At 30.5% G+C, this 23,231-nt stretch carries 17 protein-coding genes, 1 pseudogene and 1 riboswitch; of the genes and pseudogenes, 2 read left to right on the top strand and 16 right to left on the bottom strand.

All coding sequences use genetic code 11. The annotated features are described in order from the left end of the window. Nucleotides 1–12: 12 nt before the first annotated feature. The 9 genes and pseudogenes from CUEA01_RS04215 to CUEA01_RS04175 all read right to left on the bottom strand — a co-directional run. The gene (locus tag CUEA01_RS04215; protein WP_234118703.1) at nt 13–966 is read right to left on the bottom strand and encodes an RluA family pseudouridine synthase; all 954 of its coding nucleotides are present in this window, start codon (nt 964–966) and stop codon (nt 13–15) included. Between the two features lie 73 nt (nt 967–1,039). Continuing rightward, nucleotides 1,040–2,221 carry a M20 metallopeptidase family protein gene (locus CUEA01_RS04210; protein WP_234118701.1) on the bottom strand — a complete coding sequence of 394 codons (1,182 nt, stop codon included), beginning with the start codon at nt 2,219–2,221 and terminating at the stop codon, nt 1,040–1,042. 2 nt (nt 2,222–2,223) lie between these two features. Continuing rightward, complete coding sequence (locus CUEA01_RS04205; protein ID WP_234118698.1) at nt 2,224–4,317, bottom strand: cell division protein FtsA; 2,094 nt, start codon at nt 4,315–4,317, stop codon at nt 2,224–2,226. 304 nt (nt 4,318–4,621) lie between these two features. Beyond that, the gene (locus CUEA01_RS04200; protein ID WP_234118696.1) at nt 4,622–4,816 is read right to left on the bottom strand and encodes a hypothetical protein; all 195 of its coding nucleotides are present in this window, start codon (nt 4,814–4,816) and stop codon (nt 4,622–4,624) included. A gap of 27 nt (nt 4,817–4,843) precedes the next feature. Then, the gene (locus tag CUEA01_RS04195; protein WP_234118694.1) at nt 4,844–6,511 is read right to left on the bottom strand and encodes an Mbeg1-like protein; all 1,668 of its coding nucleotides are present in this window, start codon (nt 6,509–6,511) and stop codon (nt 4,844–4,846) included. Nucleotides 6,512–6,529: 18 nt separating this feature from the next. Further along, nucleotides 6,530–7,288: a hypothetical protein gene (locus CUEA01_RS04190; protein ID WP_234118693.1), complete on the bottom strand. Its 759-nt coding sequence runs from the start codon at nt 7,286–7,288 to the stop codon at nt 6,530–6,532. A gap of 414 nt (nt 7,289–7,702) precedes the next feature. Then, complete coding sequence (locus CUEA01_RS04185) at nt 7,703–8,866, bottom strand: DUF5050 domain-containing protein (RefSeq protein WP_234118691.1); 1,164 nt, start codon at nt 8,864–8,866, stop codon at nt 7,703–7,705. A gap of 95 nt (nt 8,867–8,961) precedes the next feature. Beyond that, on the bottom strand, nt 8,962–10,962 hold the full coding sequence (locus CUEA01_RS04180) for an ATP-dependent helicase (RefSeq protein WP_234118690.1): 2,001 nt from the start codon (nt 10,960–10,962) through the stop codon (nt 8,962–8,964). 515 nt (nt 10,963–11,477) lie between these two features. Further along, nucleotides 11,478–12,113 (bottom strand): annotated as a pseudogene (locus tag CUEA01_RS04175) (alpha/beta fold hydrolase); the annotation flags it as partial. Nucleotides 12,114–12,298: 185 nt separating this feature from the next. Here CUEA01_RS04175 and CUEA01_RS04170 point away from each other — a divergent pair. Then, entirely contained in the window at nt 12,299–13,588 is a 1,290-nt protein-coding gene (locus CUEA01_RS04170) for a lactate racemase domain-containing protein (RefSeq protein ID WP_234118687.1), read from the top strand. 174 nt (nt 13,589–13,762) lie between these two features. Further along, nucleotides 13,763–15,241, top strand: a complete 1,479-nt coding sequence (locus CUEA01_RS04165; protein WP_234118679.1) for a nicotinate phosphoribosyltransferase — start codon at nt 13,763–13,765, stop codon at nt 15,239–15,241. Nucleotides 15,242–15,398: 157 nt separating this feature from the next. Here the strand turns inward: CUEA01_RS04165 and CUEA01_RS04160 are convergent, their stop codons facing one another. The 7 genes from CUEA01_RS04160 to CUEA01_RS04130 form a co-directional block, all read right to left on the bottom strand. After that, nucleotides 15,399–16,481: a HAMP domain-containing sensor histidine kinase gene (locus tag CUEA01_RS04160; RefSeq protein ID WP_234118676.1), complete on the bottom strand. Its 1,083-nt coding sequence runs from the start codon at nt 16,479–16,481 to the stop codon at nt 15,399–15,401. Nucleotides 16,482–16,502: 21 nt separating this feature from the next. After that, nucleotides 16,503–17,171 (bottom strand): response regulator transcription factor, encoded by a 669-nt coding sequence (locus CUEA01_RS04155; protein ID WP_234118674.1) that lies wholly within the window; start codon nt 17,169–17,171, stop codon nt 16,503–16,505. 16 nt (nt 17,172–17,187) lie between these two features. Continuing rightward, a complete protein-coding gene (locus tag CUEA01_RS04150; RefSeq protein ID WP_234118665.1) occupies nt 17,188–17,874 on the bottom strand; it encodes an ABC transporter ATP-binding protein in 687 nt (228 codons plus the stop codon). Between the two features lies 1 nt (nt 17,875). After that, nucleotides 17,876–18,958 carry an ABC transporter permease gene (locus tag CUEA01_RS04145; protein WP_234118663.1) on the bottom strand — a complete coding sequence of 361 codons (1,083 nt, stop codon included), beginning with the start codon at nt 18,956–18,958 and terminating at the stop codon, nt 17,876–17,878. A 162-nt stretch (nt 18,959–19,120) separates the two neighbouring features. Continuing rightward, nucleotides 19,121–19,900 (bottom strand): folate family ECF transporter S component, encoded by a 780-nt coding sequence (locus CUEA01_RS04140; RefSeq protein WP_234118661.1) that lies wholly within the window; start codon nt 19,898–19,900, stop codon nt 19,121–19,123. A gap of 78 nt (nt 19,901–19,978) precedes the next feature. Then, nucleotides 19,979–20,075, bottom strand: a riboswitch (THF riboswitch). Between the two features lie 115 nt (nt 20,076–20,190). Further along, complete coding sequence (gene thrC, locus CUEA01_RS04135; RefSeq protein WP_234118659.1) at nt 20,191–21,681, bottom strand: threonine synthase; 1,491 nt, start codon at nt 21,679–21,681, stop codon at nt 20,191–20,193. 15 nt (nt 21,682–21,696) lie between these two features. Beyond that, nucleotides 21,697–22,986: a homoserine dehydrogenase gene (locus CUEA01_RS04130; RefSeq protein ID WP_234118657.1), complete on the bottom strand. Its 1,290-nt coding sequence runs from the start codon at nt 22,984–22,986 to the stop codon at nt 21,697–21,699. Nucleotides 22,987–23,231 lie beyond the last annotated feature (245 nt).

Below are 23,231 nucleotides of genomic sequence, written 5' to 3'. Positions count from 1 at the left end.
AAAAACTACTCCTTAAAATCTAAACACATCTTTTTTTATTTTCTTAAATATTGGTGGAAGAGATTCTGCTATTGTCTTATTTTCCATGTAATTAAGTTTTTCAGGACAATCCCTAAAAATTAGTTTATACGCATATAAAAATTGGTAGTTAAGGCCAAATTTATTGTTGTAATAACTATTTATATTTTTATCTCCGTATTTTACATCTCCAATTATAGGATTTCCTAGATGACTTAAATGTGCTCTAAGTTGATGACTTCTCCCTGTTAACAAATCTATCTCTATAAAGGAAAAGGAGCCACAACTTTCTACAGTTTTTACACTCATAGCAATTTTCTTTGTATCTTTTCTCTCTTCATCAAAAACAACAGATATGTTTGAATCCTCATTTTTATGTATATATCCTTCATAAACTCCATCTTTTATCCTACCCTTTACAAGTGCAGCATAATATTTCTCAATTTTTTTATCCCTTATCATCTCATTTAAAAGCTTAAGTGATTCAAAGTTTTTACCATAAACAACTATACCAGAAGTATTCATGTCCAATCTATTACATGGTGCTGGGATAAATGTAACTTCTTCTTCTGGCCTATAGTCTCCTTTATCAAATAAATAAGACAGAACATAATCTGTTAATGTTGGTGCCCCATCTGCCTTATTAGAGTGCACCAAAACTCCCGGCCACTTTTCAACTAAAAGCATATTATCATCTTCATACACAACTTTAAAATTATTATCTATTCTTGTAAACTTCTTTTTCTCAGGTTTTGACTGTATATATTTTACTACTAGCGTATCACCTTCTAGAAGGGAATATTTTTCCTTACACTTGCTATCATTAACTCTTATATCTCCCTTTCTAAATGCCTTATAAATTGCACTTAGTGGAACATCTTTAAGCCATTTTCTAACAAATTTATCTGCTCTCTGTCCTGCTTCATTTGGTCCAATTGTTATTTTCATACTTTTCTCCTTTAAGTAAATGGCTACCATGCTTAGATTTCTTTAATGCACTAGAGTAACCCACTATTATTTTTTATTTTGAAAGTTGTTTTAGCATCTCTGCTGCTGCCTTACATTGAAGTGCTGCTCCCATATAAAGACAATTTTCATCAATATCAAACAAACTTCCATGCGCTGGATTTATTATTCCCTTACTTTCATTTCTGCTTCCAAGATAATAAAATACTGACGGTCTTGCCATTGAAAAATAAGCAAAGCTTTCTACTCCCATACTAGGATTCTCCAAAGAAATTACATTTTCATTTCCTATAAGCTCACGTGCAGAATTTTCAAAAACGCTTACCATTATATCATCATTATACAAGCATGGATAACTTTCATCTATATTAATTTTAGCTGAAACTCTCATAGAACTTGCAATACCACTAACTATTTCGTTTAATCTTTTTTTAGCAAACTCTCTGTCCTCAGTTTTCATAGTTCTTATTATACCACCAATTTTAACCTCTTCAGGAATTATATTTTCTGCTGTTCCACCTTGAATGTATCCAACCGTTAAAACTGCTGGATGTACAGGTGAAATTTCTCTACTTATAATAGTTTGAAGAGTAGTTACTATGCTACAAGCTGCTACTATAGGATCAACTCCAGAATCCGGATGAGCACCATGTGCACCCTTTCCCTTTATTGTTATTTGAAATGGATTTGAGGCTGCATTTACAACTCCCTTTTTTATTCCTATTTTTCCACACTCAATATCTTCTGAAACATGAAGTCCTATTACTGCATCTACATGTGGATTTTCAAGAACACCTTCGGAAATCATTACCTGTGCTCCTCCAGTAGTCTCCTCTGCAGGTTCAAAAAACAGCTTTACATTTCCACAAAGTTCATCCTTCATACTGTTTAAAAGTTTTGCTGCTCCCATAAGTATTGTAGTATGTGCATCATGCCCACATGCATGCATTTTACCATTAACTTTAGACGAATACTCACAAGCCTTTTTATCATTAAGCGGAAGTGCATCCATATCTCCTCTGAGTGCAACTGTCTTACCAGTATTTTTACCTTTTATAATAGCACATATTCCTGTCTTTGCTGTTTCCCTGTACTCTATTCCTTCTTTTTTTAGAAATGCCTTTACCTTTTCACTTGTTCTAAAAAGTTCAAAACCAAGTTCCGGATTTTCGTGAAAATCTCTTCTAGTATTAATTAATTCACTCTCTAATTTTTTTGCTTTTTCTAAATAATCCATAACTATTCCCACCTAACCTCAATATTATCTTTATCACTTAATTCATCAAAAAGGCCAACCTTTTCTCCATTAAGTTTTAGAACTAAATTTCCATGTGGTGATGACAAATCAAAATTAATATAATCAAATATATCAACAAATTTATATTTATTTTTTCCTTCAAGCCTTATTGGTTCTTCATTTACAACAACAACTATTATATTAATAGCTTCATTTGAAGTAACTTCTTCCGGAGTAATTTCTTTTTCTACTGAAACTGCTGCTTCAGAAGTTTTCTCAATTTCAGTATTTTCATTTTTCGATGCACTTTCACCAATTTCCTCTTTACTTATATTATTATCTTCTTCATATTTTTTTATATATGTAGTATAGATTTTATCTCCTTCTTTAATTTCATAATTATCAGCTAATCTAACATCATTAATGTAGTATTGTTTATTTAAATCTCCGTCAAAGTGTTTTATGTAGTCAAGTATGGTTTTAGGATAAATTGTTTCAACTTCAGCTTCTTCTGGTATTTCATCTGAAATGCTAGCTCTTTCTCCATTTATTAAAAGCACTGGTTCTAAATTTACAATTTCATCATTCATAAAGAAACCTAAGCTATATAAGTTTTTAACATAGTCCTTAATTAAAGGATGTGCATCTGTACCATCTTCAGCATATTTAATTTCTATTTTATCATTTTCCTTAATTTCAGAATCTATATTAGAAACAATTCTATTGATTTTTATTTCTGAACTTTTAGCAACTGTACCAAATGCAACTCTCTTTGCACCATTTAATGTAAATCTTACATTCTTTCCATTTTTGCCAATAAGCAATTTAGGGTTTATTCCAGCCTGAACTACAACATCCATAACTGAATGAACACGTGAATTAAACAAGCTTACTATGCTGTCATTAAGCATCACATCAATAAAATCACTTCCAAGTCTTCTTATAGCTATAAGTGCTATACCAAGTACTGTAACACCTGTACTCCCAAGAGACTCGTCACTGCAAATGCAATCCGTTACAGCTTCTCTTCCCTTTATTGCTATTCTTTGATTTGGAATTCCAAGTTTTTCACTAGTTAAATCCTTAATTAAGGGTGTATGTGCCCCTCCACCAACTAAAAACACTGCATTAGGTGATTTCCCACCATTTAATTCTACTATCTTACTTGATATTTCCTCTGAAAGTTTTTCTGCAACTGGCCTTACCACCTTTATAACATCTTCGCTCTTCACAGAATTTTCAAGTCCAAGTACATCTGTATATTTTATTTCTTCACTAGTACAGCAGCTTCTTTTTATAACCTCTGCTGTGTTAAAATCCACAAGATAATTTTGTGCTATAGCTTCCGTCACTTCATCTCCTGCTATAGGAACCATTCCATATGCACTTATTGTATCCTTTGAGCTTATGGCTATATCTGAAGTACCAGCTCCTATATCAACAAGTGCTATATTTAAAAGTCTCAAGTTTTTTGGAACTGCTGCCTCCATTGCCGCAATAGGCTCTAAAGTAAGACTGCTAACGTTTAAGTTAACCTTTCCCATTACAGCATAAAGACTATCAACAACAGATCTTGGAAGAAAAGTTGCAATAACCTCTGCTGAAATATTTTGTCCTTTATGGGATAACAAATTTGAAATAGCATAACCATTTAAATAGTAACTTTTAATGCTGTACCCTACGCAATACAGCTTACCCAAGGAATCTTTGTTTATTTCATTTTCTGCATTTTTTACAGCAGTAAGTTCAAGACTTCTGATTAAATCCTTATCTATTTCCTTATCTTCTTCAATTTCTAATTCTGATTTTATCACAGTGGTTCTTAGCATTCTTCCAGCAGCTGCTATCGCCACATTTTTTAAAGTAGAGCCTATTTCCTCTTCAAGTTCTGTCTTAACCTTGTTTACTGCTTTAGCAACTAAGTTTATATCATGTATTTGCCCATCAACCATGGCTCTTTCTTCATGCTCAGTAAACTTCTCTGCTATTATTTGAAATTTTTTATCTTTTACAACACCAACAGTTCCAATAACAGTTCTGGTGCCAATATCAAGCGAAAATATTAAATCATCAACATTTATATTCATAAGTACCATCCTATACTTTTATTTTAACATATCATAATAAAATTATATAATAAGGAATGGAAATATTCAATTCTATGTTTGTTGGACACCTATAATTCTTTTTTTATACATAACTTTATCACAACCAACTATAATTCCTACTAAAGATATATCACTGTGAAATTCCAAATTTATTTGTACAAAAATGTCGGCTTCTAGACATTTTAGTACAAATGAATTTCTATAGTTGAACTGGTATATCTATATAAAAAAAAGTATCAATATAACTGATACTTTTTCCTCTCAATTTGGACTTATTATTTTTTTAAGATGCCTAATTAATTTCTGAAAGTTGATTTTTTATACATTCATATTCACTTGCCATAGATTCTATACTTGATGAGCATCTTCCTTCACCCAAGCCTTGAAAATCATTAGATATGCTTGATGATAATGTTTTAAGTTCCCTTATTAAATTATCTAAATCCGTTACTATACCCTCTATCTTATATCTTGTAGTGTCATCCATAAAATTTCCTTTCTTTATTTACAAAGATTATCTACTTGCCATTTTAAACAACGTTCTCTCAGCTCTTTGAAATGTATCACATGCATAATTTAAGTAATCTATATTTTCTCTAAATTTATCGCTGCTATACTCCATATAACTTGATTTCAATAAGGTTAATATATTTTTCCTTAAATCTACATTAAAATATAATTCATTTACTCTTTCTTCTATGTCGCAAGCCCTCCTTCTTAGTACTTCGAGCCTATCTGCAGCTTCTCTTAGCTTGTCAAAGTCCACATATATACGCGTTCTAGTGGATGCTGCCCCATAACCAAACGCACTTGAAAAGCCTCCTTTTATAATATTTCCTACTTTCTGAACACCTTCACTAAAAACATTAGCGTCTTCATCTACAATTGCTACTGCTGTGCTTTCTATATCCTTAACAAATTCAAAATTTTCTCTATCAAAAAACTCGCTTTCTACATCATCCTCAATTTTTTCTACATCATCCTCTAAATCACTTACAAATTTTTCCTTCATATTATTTAATTCAGCTAGCATTTTATCAAAAACATTATCGAGTTTAATATATCTTTCCAGTGTTTCCTCTAATACTTCAACAGTAACCTCTTTACCATACAAAACACTTGTAAGTATATCTGAAATCATTCCCGGGGAGCCTTCTTTAAACTCACCTACAAGCTTCTCAAATATAATTTTTTCTAAATTCTTGCCAAGATTATTTTTATTTTTAATTATCCAATCTAAATACTTATCTAATGGTCTTCCATTTCTTATGTTCCAATCATATAAGCTTTGTGTTAAGGCTTCCGTTAGCATTGATCCACTGCTTCTATTTTCTTTTACTAAATTATTATTCTTGTCCCAAAAAAATGCCTGCAGCGCATGCGGTATAAATGTATCTGTACCCACATTTTGTCCTGCTCCTTGATTATAATTATTAACCTTCACAATCTTATCATCAAGTTCTAGATAATATGTTTCGTTCATTTTGCAAAACACTCTATTTTCCGAATGAAACAAGAGTGCTCCTACTTTATCGTCTGAAGCTACATAATTTGTTATTCCCGATTCTCTTAATCTCTCTCTTTCACTGGCTGAAATAGCTTCATCTATACCTGGTGCATCAAATGCAATGCCTGTAGCATTTGGAAATTGTGAACATGCATATAATGCATTTGCTCCTCCTTTTGAATGACCTGTTACATATATTTTTGCACTTCCTACACTATTAGCTGCTACAAAACTTTTTACATCTTGAAACTGCCTTGATTTCCCCTCTATTCCCATAGTGTAATTGTCTGTCCAATCTACTCCTAAGAAGCCATCCTGCTGTCCTTCTGGTGTATTACTTTCAGAGCCTCTAAATGCAAAATGAGCATTTCCTTCTGGATCTTTAAACGAATATGCAACAAATCCATCAAAGTTTCCAGATGCATTTTTATTTTCATAGTTGGTAAATGTTAAATTGCTTAACTCAGGATCAGATTGTATTTCTTTAAAGATTTCTTTTACATCGGATGGAGCTAAGGAACCATCATATTTTAAATTAGTATTTTCATACTTTTTTGCAATATTGCCTAATGTAAAGCCTTCATAATCATATGCATCACTAGGTTTATTAAAAAGTTGTATATAAGAAAATTCACTCAATATAAAGTTTCTTCTTTCCTCTGATAAATTTTTCAATTATACTGTTCACCTCCCCTAGTATCTAAATCTTTTTATTAAATCATCTTTATTTCTTACATTACTTAATTCAGTGCTATAGATTCCATTTACTAATTTTTTTGATTTATATAAATCATCATTATCTAACATTTCGTAATCAATTTTATTATTCATAATTAAATCTTTATATTTTCTATCAACAAAGAATACAGTAAATAAATATTCTTTAATCTTATTATCTAAAATTGTAGTCTTTAAAATATCATATGCCCTCTCTCCTTCCTTCTGTTTATCTAATGAGCCATCTAAGAACACATAATACACCAATCTTATAGCTCCCTTATCTGGGTAATTTTCTGTTACTTCTTTATAATTCATTTTCTTTGTATTTTCATTTATTTCTTCAGTCAACTCAAAATCATATTTGGTATTTTCACCATACACTTCTCTTAACCTATTTCCAACAATTGGGCTTCCTTCTCTTGACCATTTAACATCCATATAATTATCGCTAAATTTACCGCCCCTATAGTCTATCTCAAATTTTAGACTCTTATCTTTTTTTGGATATGCCACTGCATTATCGTAATTTGATATTCCACCTTCATCTCTATGCATAATTGGTACTTCCACCACAAAATCTTCTTTGTACGCATCCTTTATATATTTCTCCATTTTTATTTGTACTGGTCCTTCTTTTTTTGTATCACTTTGTCCACAACCCACCATAGTTCCTCCTATTAAAGCAAGTATCAAAATAATTGATATCTTTTTCCTTTTTATTTTTATGCTCATTACTTTTATCCTTTCATTTATGGATTTTTATATAATATAATTTAATATACTATCAGCTTTTAAGCTTGTTATTAGTTTGAATTTATTTTTAATTAGTTTATTTTTATTTCATTTAACTTTATCTAATTCCAATTTTGTAATTTATATACTTTACTACTATAATATTATTTTTATTTACTTTTTTCAAGTATGTTTTAACAAAATTAAATTTTTAATTAAATTCTTATTATAGATAAACCATTTCAACTATTAAAATTTATGTGCACCATAATGTCAAGAAGACGGCATTTTGGTACAAATAAATTTTAAGTTTCAAGGTGGTTTATCTTTATATAGAAAGTTCAAATATATTTGTATTTTACAGAAAAAAATAGAGAGTTCACAGTAATTTAAACTGCCAACTCCCTAATTTCTTTATTGTACCATTGTTTTATTTGTAATATCTATAAAATAAATAGAATCTCCTATTACATTTATATAATTCATAGGTGTACCTTCTGATAACTTAATTATATTTTCTCCATCCAAGTCCATCCTATATATAGCGCCGCTGCTCAAAGAAAAATAAATATACTTATCACTAACATTAATCGATATTCCTTCATTATGTACTTTAGTATTATTGTTTCCATCTAAATCCATCTTAAATATTCCATTGGTGGCCAATTTAGTGTAGTAAATGAAATTTCCTTGAACAACAAGTGTATTTACATTATCATCATTTAATTTAGTTCTCTGCCCACCATTTATAGATACTTTATATACCTTTCCATCATCAGAACTGTTTCTATAATATATCCATCCATTTTCTACATTAAGAAATTGTGCAGCATCATAAGTTATATTGGTTTTGCAGCTTCCATCAAGCTTAGTTTTACATATCATATAATTTTTATTAATATAATATATAAACCCATTTGTAATATTTATATTATGAATTCTATCTTCATCATTTAATTTAATTCTTTCCGTTCCATCAACTTTAACTCTATATATTTTACTGTTATCACCTTGATTAATGTAATATACATATCCCTCATAAACATTTATGTTACAGGCTTCGTCATCAGATAATTTAATTTTATTTGTACCATCCTTATTCATTCTATACAATTTATGATCAGTTGAAAAAGCATTATAGTATATATAATTTCCGTCTCCCGCAAATAAACCATTATCAATAATATTGCTGTTTGTATTTCCTCTTTCCTCACTTTTAATACTAAAATTCAATGTAACTGTATTTCTTATACTATTGTTATTTTTATTATGTACTTTTGTCCCAATATTAAGTTTATACTTTTCTCCAAATTTATATTCATCCTTTGGAGGACTAACTATTATCGTTTTATTATCTTGTCCAAATTTAACTGGGGCATTGACGTTATTCCCGTTACTATCCGTTACAACAATATCCTGCTTAGTCAAGTCATCAAGTAAAACTTCATCGTTAAAGTGAATTGTCCAAGTTTTGTTTGAATCTACAATTTGATTATCAGTAAATGCAGCTGCTTTTACACTTGTAGATATCAATAATAAGAGCATGAAAGTAATTATGGTTATAAATTTCTTACACATTTTAGCATCCCTCAAAACTACCATTATTTTTCGTTTGTATTAATATTATGGCATTTTATATAAATAGAATCAATACTAGGCATATTAAAAAAATATCACTCCACCTTTTTAACCAAATCGCAATTAACGAGCACCGTAGTATCAAACTTGCGAGCTGCATTTTCAAACTGAATCTCCGTAACCTCACTAGTCATATTTAATACTGTACCCCTGCCAAAAGCCGCATGTTCCACAATATCTCCCTTTTTAAAAACAAGTTCTACCCCGTTTTCTTGAAGTTTACACTCACCAATAAATCTCGATGGCTTTCTCACGCTTCCCTTAACTTCATTTGTTATGCAAAGCCATAAATTATCTATTGCCCTTGTAATTCCAACATAAAAAAGCCGTCTCTCCTCTTCTATATTATCTGGAATGCTGTTTTTATGAGGGATGTTGTCCTCTACGCAGTTTACTATAAATACATTTTTAAACTCCATGCCCTTTACACCGTGAATAGTGCTTAAAATTACCCTATCCTTATCTCTATGAAATTTATTATTCTTCATCATTTCTTCTACTTCAGCTACATGCGCTAAAAAGTTAATTATAGTGCCATAACCATCACAAGAACTTTTAAATTCTTCCATTATATCATTAAGTTCATTTATATCAATTTTATATTTTATTGAATACTCTTTTATGTAATCAGCATATCCCAAATCTGAAATAACATACTGTACGGCACTCAAAAGTGACATTTTATTTAATGAGGCTATATTTTTATCAAGCTTATCCATGGTATTCAGCTGAAAAACAGGTATATCTTCTATATCTTTTAATATATCGAAACAATTTTCTTTATAACTATGGCTTCTAACTTTTTCAAGTGCAAGCTTACTTATATATCTAAAAGGTTTATTTATTATTCTAAGAAAACTTTCCCTATCGTATTCATCTATACTTAATTTTAAATATGCAATTAAATCCTTACATATAAAATGGTGAAAAAAATTATACTCCCTATCTAAAAATCTAAATGGAATATTTCTTCTTATAAAGCTATCAATTAAACTTCTACTTTCAACATTTGTTCTATACAGGACAGCAATATCAGAATAGTTACACTCTGAAGCATTTCTTACTTTCAGTACTTCTAAAGCTATTTTTTCTGCTTCTGAATTTTCATTTTTACTATTGATAATAGTTATGTTACCTTTAAAGTCCTTAAAAAAATTAATATCTTTTGAGTTTCTCATAACATTATTCCCTATAAGCTCTTTTGATATCTCAACAATATTGCTTACGCTTCTATAATTAGTATTTAAATATACCTTTTCTCCGCCATTAAATATCTTTTCAAAATCTACCATGCATTCAGGCTTTGATCCCCTAAATGAATAAATGCACTGATCCTCGTCACCAACTGCATAGATGTTACTTGTAGAATTGAACATTTTAAGAAGTTCTATTTGAAGTGAATCCACATCTTGAAACTCATCTACAAGAATATGCTTAAAAAGCTTACCATATCCTTCAAGAAGTACACTATTTTCCTTAAATAGTTTTATGCACTGAAGCTGCAAATCGTCAAAATCCATAAGTCCATTTTCTTCTTTATATATGTTATAACCTTCAACACATTCTTTAAATACTTCTCCATCCACATGTGCTTTAAAATTATTTATATCCTCCTGTTTGCTTTTCATTAAGGATATATCATTTACAACTTCTTTTATTTTATCATCACTTATTTCATCCATGTATTTTAGCAAAATTCCTCTAATAAGCCTGTACTTTTCATACTCTTCAATTATCCTAATATTGCCCTTATATCTCTTCAATATTTTATAAAACAATCCATGGAAGGTTCCAAAAAAAGGAGTATTATTTTCCCCATAAATTTTTATGTATCTCTCTTTCATATTTTTAGCTGCTGCTTTTGTAAAAGTTATAACAATGATATTTTTAGGTGCTATACCCTTATTTTTTATTAAATACGATGTTCTATTTATTATAACAAGTGTTTTACCTGAACCAGGTGCTGCAACCACAAGAACATTTTTTTCATTTGTAACAACAGCTTTTTTCTGCGAATCGTCTAATTTATATTTCATAAATACTCCTTGCTTTTTATAGATATAAGCGGATGTGAAAAATATATTTTATAGATATACTTCACATAAAACCTTATAAGCGGCTCATAAAAAGAGCAACTATATTTTTCACATGCCCCTATATATTAATTATGTACAAATTACCTATTTATAATAACATGTATATTTTTTTATGCAAATTGGAGTTGTCACACAAAATTATTTTATGCACAAATTTTAAATAATGCGAATTAAATCAATTCACAATTCACGATGCACAATTCACAATGAAGGTGGATTTTCTGTAGCAAAGCTACAGAAAATCTTAAAACTTATTTTTTTTTATTGCTTACGCAATAGCACCATTTATGGTGCTAAGCGAAGCTTATAATTTAAGATTTACCTGACGCAAGGAAGGCAAATCATCCTTCATTGTGCATTGTGAACTGTGAATTGTGAATTGATTAAATTAGTTCGCAATAATTTTAAGATACGTATTAAATAGTTTTATTAAGACGCTCTACATTAAAAAAGCTTTACTCTTCAATAAAATTAATCATTTCTTTGTTAAATTTGTCACGCTCGTCATAGAATGATCCATGACCGCTGTATTTAAATGGTATAAGTTTTGAGTATTTAATCATTTTATTTTGTATTTCACCAAGTTCAAATGGAACAACCTTATCATGAATACCATGAATAATTAAAGTTGGGACATTTATTGTTCCTAGATCAAAAAACAGCACTTCATTTATCCAAGTATTTGCAATTTCCGCAGTTGCCCAGCCGCCAGCCTGTAATCCTAATTGAAAGAACCAGTCTGAGAATGGTTTAGTTATATACTGAAAGAAAAATGTATCACCGAAATCCGTCAGCATTTTAGGACGATCATTATATGTTCCCTGAATAATTTTCATCACAGCCTCTTTTTCTAACCCATATGGGAAATTGGGACGCTTAATAAGACTAGGAGCTGCTGCTGCAATAAGGACAAGTTTAGCTACTCCAAAACCTTTATGGCGTGCCATATACCTAATAGCTATAGCCCCTCCAGTTGAATGTCCTGCGAGTGTAAAATCACGCAACTTAAGTGCCTCAACAATGCACCTAACATCATCTGACAATCTATCGTAGTCGTATCCAGTCCAAGGCTTATCTGAATTACCAAATCCCTATGTTTTAAATAATTTTTTAGAATCAATTAATGTCATAAGCTCATATCATCATTATTTTAAAACATAACCTTTCCTTTAAATTTGTGTTGACATATTATTTATCAGTAGTAAAATCTAAGTAATTATTAATTATTATTGAATATTAATACATGCAATAACAATATTAGAAAGAGGGCTATTCGATGGACAAAATGATGAAATATGGGGACTTGGAAATTGATGTTCCTGTAGATGAAAAAAATGTGATTGAAATAATTAAAAGTAATGAATTTAAAGTCACAAAATCAGAAACTGAGGTTATAGATGATGCAATAGAGCATCCAACAGACAGTGCACGATTAAAAGAATTAGTACATGCTGGTGAAACTGTATGTCTAGTTATACCTGATATTACAAGAGCTTGGCAAAGAACAGATATATATCTTCCTAAACTTGTTTCCGAATTAAATGCTGGCGGAATTAAAGATGAGGACATAATTTTCCTCTCAGCTACAGGTACTCATAGAAAACAAACTAAAGAAGAACATGAAAAACTTCTAGGCAAAGAGCTTTCTAAAAGATTTAAAATAATAGATCATGACTGCCTAGACAAAAACAATCTAGTTTATTTAGGGACAACAAATTACGGTACACCTGTTTCTATAAATAAAATAGCATTAAATTGTGATCACATTATAATAACAGGCTCAATAATATACCATTTTTTAGTAGGATTTAGTGGTGGCAAAAAAACTATTCTTCCAGGAATAGCTTCCTATGAATCAATAATGTCAAATCATGCTTTATCCTTAAGTAAAAATTTTGGTGGTGGTACTTATCCAACTGTACGTTCTGGTAACATAGAAGATAATCCTATCCATATAGATATGCTTGAAGCTGCAAGTTTTGTAAGGCCAACTTTCATGTTTAATGTAGTAATTGGCGAAGATGGAACTATTGTTGGTGCAGTATCTGGTAACTACATATCTGCACATGCCAAGGGTCGAAAAATGATAGATGATATGGATGGTGTTGCTATAGAAGAAAAATCCGACATTACAATTGCATCTGCCTGTGGTTTCCCAAAAGATATTAATTTATATCAATCTATTAAAACTTTAATAAATTCAAGAGCTGCAACTAAAGATAATGGTACTCTAATAATTTTATCAGAATGTCGAGAAGGACTTGGCGGAGACAAAGAAGTTCAAGATATGCTCTTAAATTATAACAGTACAGCTGAAAGAGAAAAATCTCTTAGAGATAAATATAGCATTTCCAAATACGTTGGATACTATTTCAGCGAAACTTCAGATAAATTCAATGTTATATTGGTATCAAAATTGGATCCTGATTTACTTAAAAAAACAAATATAACCGTTGTTAAGAGTATAGAGGAAGCACTTGCCTTGGCATATAAGACAAATGACAAAAATGCTACAATCACACTTATGCCTCATGCAGCTAATACTTTACCTAAATTAAAAGATTAATTTAATATTTGCAATTTTAATTTTGAAATCATTAATCTCTGTATATACAAAGGTATTGTAATAATATTGAGATGGTATTAAAATATATAGTAAACATGCTTACATAATCTACATGTAAGCATTTTGCTTAAAATAAATAGTTTTATTTATATATTTTATGATGGGAGAATTTTTATGGAATACAGAAAAAATTTTGATGTAAGGACTGGACGAAATCTTACTATGCTTGTAGATTTTTATGAACTTACAATGGGAAATGGTTTTTTAAATAATGAAGTTGGAGAAAAAACAGTTTATTTTGATATGTTTTTTAGACAAATTCCTGATAACGGTGGATACTGCATTATGGCTGGAGTTCAACAGTTGGTGGAGTACCTTTCTTCACTTAAATTTTCGGAAGACGATATAGAATTTTTAAGAAATAAGGGTTGCTTTTGTGAGGATTTTTTAAATTATTTAAGAAATTTTAAATTTTCCTGTGATGTTTGGGCTGTGCCAGAAGGAAATCCTGTTTTTCCTAACGAACCACTTGTTACAGTTAGGGGACCTGCAATACAGGCACAACTTGTAGAAACCATGATTCTTTTAACAGTAAATCATCAAACTTTAATTGCTACTAAAGCTAATAGAATTTGTCGTGCTGCTAACGGAAGACCTGTTATGGAGTTTGGTTCACGAAGAGCTCAAGGCTATGATGGTGCAATATATGGTGCTAGAGCAGCTGTAATAGGCGGCTGTTCGTCAACAGCATGCACAATTTCCGAGGAAATGTTTGGAATACCCGCTGTAGGAACAATGGCTCACAGCTGGGTACAATTATTTGAAAATGAATATGAAGCTTTCAAGGCTTGGGCTAAAGTATACCCTGATAACTGCCTAGTACTTATAGACACTTACAATGTTCTTAAATCTGGTCTTCCTAATGCCATAAAAGTATTCGATGAAATACTTAAGCCTCAAGGCATAAAACCAGCCGGAATAAGAATAGATAGTGGTGATATAACCTATTTAACAAAACGCTGCAGAAAGGCATTAGATGAAGCTGGTTACCCTGATGCTAAAATTGTTATTTCAAATTCATTAGATGAACATATAATTTCTGATGTCCTAGCACAAGGTGCAGCTATTGATAGCTTTGGCGTTGGTGAGAGACTTATAACTGCAAAATCAGAACCAGTTTTTGGTGGTGTTTATAAACTAGCAGCTATTGAAGATAACGGCAAAATAATTCCTAAAATTAAAATAAGTGAAAATGAAGGAAAAATAACTAATCCCGGTTTCAAAAAAATATACAGAATTTTTGATAAATCAACAGATATGGCAATTGCAGATTTAGTAACTCTAGCAGATGAAGTTATTGATGAATCTAAGCCTCTCGTAATATTTGATCCAATTTATACATGGAAAAAGAAAAGATTAAAAAATTACTACGTTAAAGATTTAAGAGTGCAACTATTTAATAATGGTAATTTACAATATGAAAGTCCAGATGTATTAGAAATTAGAGATATAGCTAAAACTGAAACAGAAAAACTTTGGCCTGAAGTTTTAAGACTTGAAAATCCTCATACTTATTATGTTGATTTGTCTTCAGAGCTTTGGAGTTTAAAGCATAATTTATTACAACACTATTCTGATACTTTTAACGAATAATATGAAAAAAAGCTGCATTAGTAATTTTAAAATTCACTAATGCAGCCTTTTTTATAGATAAACCAGCTCAACTATTAAAATTCATGTGCACCAAAATGCCAAGAAACCGGCATTTTGGTACAAATAAATTTTAAGTTTCAAGGTGGTATATCTTTAACTATACTGGTATTCTCACCTCCATAATTGTTCCCTTATTTTCTTCACTTGTACATCTAATACTTCCACCAAGTAATTCCACAATTTTTTTTACAATAGAAAGACCAAGACCATTTCCACTTTTTTTATGAGATTCATCACATTGATAAAATTTTTCAAAAATCTTAGATTGTTTTTCTATGCTTATTCCATCGCCTTCATCCTTAATAGTTACACTCAAAAATTTTTCTTCTATTTTGCCACTAATCCATATTGTACTATTTTCACCTGAGTATTTAATGGCATTATCAATTAAATTTGACCATACCTGCATTAAAAGGTCTGCATCACTTTGTATAGTGAGCTTTCCACAATCTATTTCATAATTTCTAATCTTATCTGGCCATTTTTCAGAAATCATTATTATGGACTTCCGAAGTTGCTCATCCACACGGACTATATCCTTTTTTACAACTATTGTCTGATTATCAATTCTCGACATACGAAGCATATTTTCGCATAAGCGTGATAGTCTTAATGATTCACTATTTACAAGTAAAAGATACTCTCTTTGCTCTTCAATTGTAAGTCCCCCTTCAAGTAATATTTCTGTAAATCCAGTAATGGCTGAAAGAGGCGTTTGAACTTCATGAGCTACATTGCTGATAAAGTCTTTTTTCATATAGTCCATTCCATTTAACTCAGCAGTCATTTTATTAAATCCAAGTGCTAACTCATCTATTTCGTTGCTAAATTCATATTTACCACGATATTTTTTGTTTCTATCTATATGAACTTTAAAATCACCTTGAGCTACTTTTTTTACAGCCTGGCTAATTATTTTAATAGGTTTTGTAAGATGCAGTGAGCCATGCCACATCAAAAGACTACCAACTAGCATAGTAATTATGCAAATCAAAAATCCCATGATAACCAGCACCTGCATAGTAAGCACTCCATGATAAAATAGCCTCATTCCTGCAAAAACAAAAGCAAATGAAAAAATACAAGCAATGCATAATATTATGCTAAAAATCATTGAAAAATAAATCCTTAAAGACATTCTAAATTTTCTATCTTCTATTTTCTTATTTTGTTTTTGCATATTCTATCTTCCTCCTGGATTCTAGCAGTTTGCTTTATATCCTACTCCCCTTATAGTTACAATTTTAAAATCAGAATAGTTCTCAAATTTGCGTCTTATTTTTTTTATATGTGAATCTATAGTTCTGTCATCCGCCTCAGAATCCATACCCCAGATTTCATCCATCAATTCTATTCGAGTAAATATTTTATTGGGATTGCTAAGAAGCTTAAATAGAAGATAGAATTCCTTTGGTGGCAAATCTAAATTTTCTTCTCCAATTTTAACAGTTAGTGCATCATAATCAAGTAGTACGTTCCCAATAACTAGCCTTTTTTTATTAACAAGCTCTGCCCGGCGAAGAAGTGCATTAACCCTTAATACCATTTCCTTCATATTAATAGGCTTTATCATATAATCATCTGTTCCAACTTTAAAGCCCTTTTCTAAGTCTTCCATTTGCCCTTTTGCCGTTACCATAAGAATTGGCATGGTTTTATAGTATATCCTTAATTCTTTTGTAAGCTCATAACCATCCATATTTGGCATCATAATATCACAAATTACTAAATCTATATGTTCTTTATCCATTACCGTCAATGCTTCTTCACCATCAAAGGCAGAAATTGTTTGAAAATGTTCCTGCCTTAACTTTGCACACATCATTTTATTCAACACTTCATTATCTTCAACAATTAATATTGTAAACATCCTTATATCACTGCCTTCAATTTTTCTTTATTAGTTTCCCATTTTCTAAGCGGTATATACTGTCTACAAGATCCAATATCCTTTCATCATGAGTTACCATTATAGCTGCTGTATTTTTCTTTTTAACCTGCTCTTTTATCATCTCAGCTATTTGTCGCCCCCTAGCTCCATCTAAACTAGCTGTTGGCTCATCTGCCAAAATAATATCAGGCTGATTCATAAATGCTCTTGCAATTGCAACACGCTGCTTTTGGCCTCCAGACATTTGTTTAGGATATTTCTTTCGACAATCATCTATTCCAAGTTCTTTAAGAAATTCATTAACAACTTTATCTTTATCCAGCTTGGTTTTTGAGGAGTCCATATTTGCCATAAGCTTTAGCTGCTCCTCAGCCGTAAGGTATGGAAGAAGTTGATGGTTCTGAAAAATGAACCCTACATGTTCTCTTCTTATTCTTGTCCATTCTTTTTGCTTTTTATTTGACATATTTATATCATCTATAATTATATCACCTTTATCTTTTGAAAGTAACATTCCCGATATACCAAGTAACGTACTTTTTCCAGAACCTGAAGGACCTACTACTGCTACAAATTCCTTTTTTCTAATTTTAAGAGATATATCATCCAAAATAAGATTTGTTCCACTACCGTCTTTATATGATTTTGAAATATTTTTTAATTCCATAGCATATTCGCTCATTTTAATTCCCTCCAATTATTGTAATAGGATCAACCTTTGCAATCTCTCTAATTGATACTAAACTGAAAACTATTGATATTAATATAAATGCCAGTGATACCATTGCTGCATCTGATGCTTTTAAATAAAACGGCATACTCCTTGGAAGTACCTCTGCCATTCCAAAAGCCAATACATTTCCAATTACTACTCCAGAACATGCAAGAATTAATACCTGTGATATTTCTGTTATTGCAATTTCTAGCATATTCATACCAATTGCTTTTGTAACTCCAAACTCTTTATGTTTTTGAAGAGTAATGATATAAAAAAATATACCTAGTATCACTGCTGAAACAAAAACTAAAACCCATAAAATCATTTTAATAGTCATTTGTTCTGCTTTATATCCCGGAATGTTTTCTACAATTGTGGCTTTATCCACTACTTTAACTCCATTTAATTTGATTTTATTTACATCATTACCTTGAACTGCAATTGCATGATATTTAACTTGGTACATTGGATTCACTGACTTTCGAAGTTCTGTATAAGTAGCTGTGCTTATAAAACCTATAGGTGAGTGTCCGTACATTTCATCCTTTGAAAATCCAACTACAGTTAATTCTATGTCTGTTGATGAATCTTTAACTATATCTCCAATTTTAATTCCTGAATCCTTAAAAGAATCATCAAGGACAATTGAATTAATTTTATCTGAAAGTTTTTTTCCTTCTATTACATTTGGATTTAAAAACTCATCTGGATTAATTGCAAAATAAGTAACATCGAGTTTTTTTGTATCTCCCTTTTTATTCAAGTCCATTCGCTGAATATCAAGAGTTGTAACCTTGCTACTTGTACTATTCTTCACTTTTTTTAGCAAGTCTTGGTCAAGGCTAGATACGTTAATTAAATTTTCAGAATCAGAACTTATGACATAATTAAGTGCATCTGCATTTTCAATTCCAGCACTAACTGCCCTTGCTAAACCATTTGCAAGTCCTGATAAAAATATCACCATAAATATCATCATTACAAGAATCATTTCTATTAATGCGTATTTCTTTTTACTATAACTAATTTCTTTCCATGCTAACTTCATAAAACTTACCTCCTATTTTCATATGCTAGTTTATAAATTACTTTTAAGTACAATATTAATTTATCACAGCAATATGACCTGAATATGACCATTAAATTTATAAAATAAAAAGACTTGCTGCATTAAAAAATTATTAATGCAGCAAGCCATTTTATAAATATATTACGCCATTTTTTTAATTACTACTTTATTATAAATATAAAGCAATACAGACATAAAATATGCCTCCACTGGAGCAAGTAATATTTCCTTTACAATTCTAGGTATCCATAAAACCATAAATGGTGCTTTATCTAGTCCAGGAATATAACTTTTTAAAATGAAGGTATCTATTGTAGAAACTAAAATTCCAGTAATAACTACCACTATAGATAATCTAAAAAAGTTTTCATATAATTCTTCATTTTTAAACTTATTTTTAAATAGCTTTCCTAAAATCATAAATATAAATCCTAAAGCAGCTATTATAACAAGTCCAATACCCAAATACTGCGTGTATTTTCCTACAGATAACAGTTTAGCTAGGAAAAATGTTTTTGGCATTAAATTTATGATTGCACTGTTAACTAACCCCAAAACTCCAATAAAGCTTACAACTGCAATATACTTATTTCTAATTTTGCTATAATCAATTTTCTTTGAATATTTCCAAAGAATTGCTGGAAGTGCTGTACTTATTGCTGCTGTTAAAGTGAGTAATGGTATATACCCACCCTCTGGTCTTATCATGTAAGATAGCAAATCAACAATAGGTCCTACTAAAACACCAACAAATGGTCCAAAAATTATACCTGGAAGTTTACTGAAAATTCCATCGAAGCTTATCCTCAAAGAAGGTGCTCCACCTACTGGAATTATAACATTTAATGAATGGATAACTATAGAAATAGCTATAAATAGACTCGTGGTTACTAAGAGCTTAGTACCCAATTTTTCTTTCATATGAACATCACCTCTAATATTTATTAATCTCATCTGTTATATTAAAGATAGGTGTTCCTCACATACCATCTTAAACACAACAGCGGAAGCGATATTATACCGCAAGCTAAAATAGCTTTTCGTTTAGAAGCAACTTCCCATCCTCTAACACTTTACGCATAATACCTACTCTGTATAAAGATAAACCAGTTTCAATAGTTGAACTGATTTATCTATAATATTTAAGAGTACACCGAAATTTAAAAATTCAGTGCACTTTAACAAAGTCACTTTAATAGATTATGAAAAGTTTATATACCTAAAAATCTTTCAACAATACTTTTCATTTCATCTTTTTCACAAGTATCTTTGTGAATTACTTCTCTTTTATTTATATCTTTTATGCTTTCAGGAATATCTGAATGCATAATTGTACTTACCTTTTCCATTAGCTCAAAACTATCATATTTTGAATATTCATCATCAATTGCTGTCATTACTGCATTAGTAAATTTATATGGGCTAGCCGTTGAAGCTATTACTGTTTTTGTGTTATCTGAAGTTTCTTTCTTATAAGCTTCATATACACTATATGCAACAGCAGTATGTGTATCAAGTAAATAATCATTCTCACTATACATTTTTCTTATTGCCTTTTTAGTATCACCCTCAGTTGCATATCCACCCCTAAAATCCTGAAGTTTATCTTTCATATTGCTTGTTATTTCATATTTTCCACTTGCTGAAAGTTCTTTCATAAGTTCTGATACTTTTTTTGAATTTCTATCACATATAAGATATATCAATCTTTCAAGATTGCTTGATATAAGTATATCCATTGACGGAGATATTGTAGTCATAAACTCTCTATTCTTATTATATACACCTGTGCTAAAGAAATCAAAGAGAACTTTATTATCATTTGAAGCACAAATTAATTTATTTACTGGAAGTCCCATAAGCTTCGCAAAATATGCTGCTAAAATATTCCCAAAATTTCCTGTTGGAACAACAAGATTTATTTTTTCACCAACTTTTATATCTTTATTTCTGCATAAAGAACTATAAGCATAAAAGTAATATACAATTTGAGGAACAAGTCTTCCTATATTAATTGAGTTTGCAGAAGAAAACCTATATCCCTTTTCTTTAAGCTCCTCAATAAAAGAAGTGTCCGTAAACATCTTTTTAACTGCACTCTGAGCATCATCAAAATTTCCATTTATGCCCACAACATGAGTGTTTTTTCCTTTTTGAGTTACCATTTGCAACTTTTGAACTGCACTTACTCCGTCTTCTGGAAAAAATACAATTATTTCAGTGCCTTCTACTTCTGCAAAACCCTCTAGTGCAGCCTTTCCTGTATCACCAGAAGTGGCTGTTAAAATTACTATTTTATCTTCAATACCCTGCTTTTTAGCTGAGGTTTTTAATAAATATGGCAAAATTGATAATGCCATATCCTTAAAGGCTAATGTTGGTCCATGATATAACTCAAGAAAATATGCATCTCCAGCTTTTTTAAGTGGTGCTATCTTTTCAGTGTCAAATTTATTATCATAAGCTTTTTCTATACAATTTTTAAGTTCGTCCTCAGTAAAATCAGTAAAAAATCGGCTCATAACAGCATATGCTGTTTCCTTATAATCTAATTTTATAAGTTCCTCAATAGTACAATTTAACTTTGGAATTTCATTAGGTACAAATAGTCCACCCTCCTCTGAAATTCCTTTTAAAATTGCTTCAGAGGAAAGTACCTTGTTTTTATCATTTCTTGTACTGCTGTAATAAATATCTTCCACTTTTATCCCTCCAGATTATTGTATATTTTCTATTCTTATTATGTTGTCAATTTGTTTAACATTTCCGGACTTATTAATTTTCTCAATTGCTCTATTTATATTTCCTTCAAGGGTTGTATGTGTAAAATATACTACAGATGTATAATCTTCTCTTTTACCTTTCTGCATAACAGATAATATGCTTACTCCCTCTTCACCAAAAATTGTTGAAATTTCACCAAGCACGCCTGGTAAATCTTTAACTGAAATTCTTATATAATATTCGCTTCTAGTATTTTCCATAGGACTAGGTTTTCTATTCCAAAAATTATTTTTAACAACACTTATTGCTGAAACATCTGCACTTCCTCTTAATATAGATATTACATCTGAAACTACGGCACTTCCAGTTGGAAGATCTCCTGCTCCTCTTCCGTAAAGCATTATATCCCCAACTGCATTTCCACTTATGTATATACCATTAAATGAATTATTTACATTTGCTAGTGGATGCCTCTCAGGTATCATTGTAGGATGAACCCTCATTTCAAGCTCTCCTTCTCTTTCCTTCACCATTGCAATTAATTTTATAACATATCCAAACTCTCTTGCATATTCAATATCAATAGGTTTTATTTTTGTTATACCTTCTCTATATATGTCCTTTACATTAACCTTTGTTCCAAAAGCAAGAGAAGTTAATATTGCAAGTTTATACATAGCATCATAAGCTTCAATATCCGAAGTAGGATCTGCCTCTGCAAAACCTTTTTCTTGAGCTTCCTTTAATGCAGCTTCAAAAGTCATATTTTCGAAGGTCATTTTTGTTAATATATAATTTGTTGTACCATTTATTATTCCTATTACTTGCTCTATTTTATTTGCAGTTAAACTCTCATTTATTGCATGTATTATTGGTATTCCACCTGCAACACTTGCTTCATAATAAAACATAACGCCTTCTTTTTCCGCTGTTTGAAATAATTCATCGCCTTCTGTTGCAAGGAGCATTTTATTTGCTGTAACTACATGCTTTTTATTTTTCATTGCTTTTAATATGTATTCCTTAGCTGGATTTATTCCACCTATAATTTCTATTACTACTTCAATAGTGGCATCATCTAGTATTTCATCTGCATTATCCGTAAGAAGCTCTTTTGGAACATCGATACCTCTATTTTTATTAACATCTCTTACCAAAATTTTTGCTACCTCAATATCATATCCCGATCTTTTTCTTATTTCATCTTTATTGGTATTTAAGATCTTCCAAACTCCTCTTCCAACATTGCCCAAACCTAAAATACCTATTCTAACTTTTTTCAAATCGACCCCTCCTACTGATTACTATAGATATACCACTTCAAAAATCTAAATTGATAATTTCAAATGTATCCTTATAACAATTTTTTTAATTCACAATTCACAGTTCACAATGCACAATGAAGGGTGATTTTTCTCCGTTATAGATAAATCAGTTCAACTACCAAAATCAATTTGCATCATAATGTCCAAAAGACGACATTTTGATACAAATTAATTTTGAAGTTTCACATGGTTTATCTTTAACA

The sequence above is a fragment of the Clostridium hydrogenum genome, from assembly GCF_021432385.1.
Taxonomy (GTDB): Bacteria; Bacillota; Clostridia; order Clostridiales; family Clostridiaceae; genus Clostridium_S; species Clostridium_S hydrogenum.
The sequence above is the reverse complement of the archived record's forward strand: the minus strand, read 5'-3'. Positions and strand labels throughout refer to the sequence as shown.